Origin of the sequence: Mesorhizobium sp. M7A.F.Ca.CA.002.09.1.1 (assembly GCF_003998555.1) — a bacterium.
Classification (GTDB): Bacteria; Pseudomonadota; Alphaproteobacteria; order Rhizobiales; family Rhizobiaceae; genus Mesorhizobium; species Mesorhizobium ciceri.
In genome coordinates this window covers 1-2,753 of sequence record NZ_RZRR01000763.1, presented here as the reverse complement: position 1 = coordinate 2,753, position 2,753 = coordinate 1, and the positions used below count along the sequence as shown (strand labels likewise).

Here is a 2,753-nt window from a genome sequence, read left to right as displayed (position 1 = left end):
CGGAAATCGAGGCCTTGCTGCGGGCAGCCTGATCATCGATCGGCCCTGACGAATCGAGACGAATAGCTCCGCACAAATTCCGATCCGGCCGGCAGCTTTCTCAGCTGCCGGTCAAATTTTCGCGGCAGCGCCGTCGATTTCACGGCTTTGCGGGTTGCATCGCCGACATACCATCCACCATATTGCAAACAGGCGGCGGCCTTGGGCGGCGCTCATCCAACATCGCTGACTTGAAAGGCGCTCCATAGACAATGCCGCATGACACGCCCCTTATCGCCACCATCGTCGCCGGTCTGGGGCTGGCTTTCGTCTTCGGGGCTCTCGCCAACCGCTTCCGCATTCCGCCCCTGGTCGGTTATCTCATAGCCGGCGTGCTGGTCGGGCCGAACACGCCCGGCTTCGTCGCCGATGCCGGGCTTGCCAACGAACTGGCCGAAATCGGCGTCATCTTGCTGATGTTCGGCGTCGGGCTGCACTTCTCGCTCAAGGATCTGCTGTCGGTGCGTGCCATCGCCGTGCCGGGCGCCATCGTCCAGATCGGCTTTGCCACCGCGCTTGGCGCTGGTCTTGCCTGGATGCTCGGCTGGTCGATGGGCGCGGGGCTGGTGTTCGGCCTGGCGTTGTCGGTCGCCTCGACCGTGGTGCTGCTGCGTGCCCTGCAGGAACGGCGGATGATCGAGACCGAGCGCGGCCGCATCGCCGTCGGCTGGCTGATCGTCGAGGATCTGGCCATGGCGCTGGCGCTGGTGCTGCTGCCGGCGCTCGCTGGCGTGCTCGGCGGCCAGGAGCAGGCCGACGCCCATGCCAGCGGCCTGCTGTCGCTGCCGGCCAGCTACGGCATCTGGGGCGTCGTCGGCATCACGCTGGCCAAGGTCGCCGCCTTCGTCATCGTCATGCTGGTGGTCGGCCGCCGGGTCATTCCCTGGATCCTGCACTATGTCGCCCATACCGGCTCGCGCGAACTGTTCCGGCTGGCGGTTCTGGCCATCGCGCTCGGCGTCGCCTTCGGTGCGGCCAAACTGTTCGGTGTCTCGCTGGCGCTGGGCGCCTTCTTCGCCGGCATGATCATGAGCGAATCCGAACTCAGCCACCGCGCGGCGGAAGAATCGCTGCCGCTGCGCGATGCCTTCTCCGTGCTGTTCTTCGTCTCGGTCGGCATGCTGTTCGACCCGTTCAGCCTGATCAGCAATGGTTGGCCAATCCTGGCGACGCTCGCCATCATCGTCATCGGCAAATCACTGGCCGCGTTCGCCATCGTTGTTGCCTTCGGCTATCCCATCGCCACGGCGCTGATAATCTCGGCAAGCCTCGCCCAGATCGGCGAGTTCTCCTTCATCCTGGCTGAACTCGGCGTCGGGCTGAAGCTGCTGCCGGAACAGGGCCGCGACCTCATTCTGGCCGGTGCGATCCTGTCGATTGTCCTCAACCCGCTGATGTTCCTGGCCATCGACTGGATGAAGCCGTGGCTGGAACGGCGCGCCGCCAGGACGGCACCACCGGTCGAGGCAAAACCGGTTGGTCCGGCGACGGAGCCGGGCCAGGTGGCCTCTGTCGCGGCAGCGGCGAAAAAGGAGGACGGGCCGCCGCCAAAGACGGCACTCACCGGCCATGCCATCCTGATCGGCTACGGCCGTGTCGGTGGCCTGGTCGGCTCGGCCCTGAAAGGCGCGGCAATGCCCTTCCTGGTCATCGAGGACGCCGACAAGACGCTGGCGAAGCTGAAAGCGGACAGCGTCGAGACCGTCGCCGGCAATGCGGCCAATGCCGAAGTGTTCGCCGCCGCCAACCCCGAGGGCGCCAGCCGGCTGATCCTTGCGATCCCCAATGCCTTCGAAGCCGGCCAGATCGTGCTCCGCGCCCGCGCCGCCAATCCCGCTATCAACGTCATCGCCCGTGCCCATTCCGATGCCGAGGTCGAACATCTCAAGGGTTTGGGCGCCGATACGGTGATCATGGGCGAGCGCGAGATTGCGCGCGGGATTGTGGAAGAAGTTCTCGGTTCCAAACCGGAGTTGAGGCGCGAAACCGCCGAGCCGTCGGTGGCCTGAGTCCCAAAGCCCAAGCTGCACTCTCGCACGCTGGCAACGTGATCGGCTCGACCACCCTTTCAAGCGAGCATCACGCCACGAATGCAGAGCCGCCATTTTGCGCGATACCGCTGAGGTATTTGGCCGGCGGCTTCCCAAGCGCCTTCTTGAACATGGTGATGAAGGCCGTAACGGAACCATAGCCGAGATCGCCCGAGACCTGCTGGACACTCTTGCCGGAAGCCAGTTCCCGAATTGCAACGATCAAGTGCAATTGCTGGCGCCAGCGCCCGAAACTCAGCCCCGTCTCCTTTGCCACAAGGCGGGCGAGGCTGCTCTCGCTGAGCGCGATGCGGTTGGCCCATTCCGCCAGTGTGCTGCGGTCGGCAGGGTCTTGCGCCAACGCTTCGGCGATCCTGTTCAAGCGTGGCTCGGACGAGATCGGCAGGTGCAATTGCTGGACAGGCATGCGTGGCAATTCGGTGAGCAGCATCTTGGTCAAGAGTTCGCCCCTCGCCCCGTCACCCTCCACCCGATCGGAAAGCTCGATGATCAATTCGCGCAGCAGGGGCGAGATTGAAAACGTGCAGCACCGCTCCGGCAGATCGGCGGCTCCCGGCTCTATGTAGACGAAAAAAATCCGGGCGTTGGCGGTTGCGACATTGCTGTGCTCCATGCCGCCGGGGATCCACACCCCGCAATGCGGCGGCACCATCCATAGACCGC

2 protein-coding genes are annotated in these 2,753 nt (G+C 64.8%); one reads left to right on the top strand and one right to left on the bottom strand.

Going from position 1 to position 2,753, the window contains the following annotated elements; translation table 11 throughout:
- The first annotated feature begins 251 nt into the window (after window positions 1-251).
- Window positions 252-2,048, top strand: coding sequence for a YbaL family putative K(+) efflux transporter (ybaL, locus tag EN994_RS25830; protein ID WP_127307913.1), 1,797 nt, complete (start codon window positions 252-254; stop codon window positions 2,046-2,048).
- Window positions 2,049-2,118: 70 nt separating this feature from the next.
- Here the strand turns inward: ybaL and EN994_RS25825 are convergent.
- Window positions 2,119-2,753, bottom strand: a 635-nt coding sequence (locus EN994_RS25825; RefSeq protein WP_164746192.1) for a helix-turn-helix transcriptional regulator, incomplete at its 5' end; no start/stop codon positions are given.

Coding starts and splice junctions, on each gene's coding strand:
- ybaL (WP_127307913.1), top strand. CDS start 252: ATGCCGCATGACACGCCCCTTATCGCCACCATCGTCGCCGGTCTGGGG.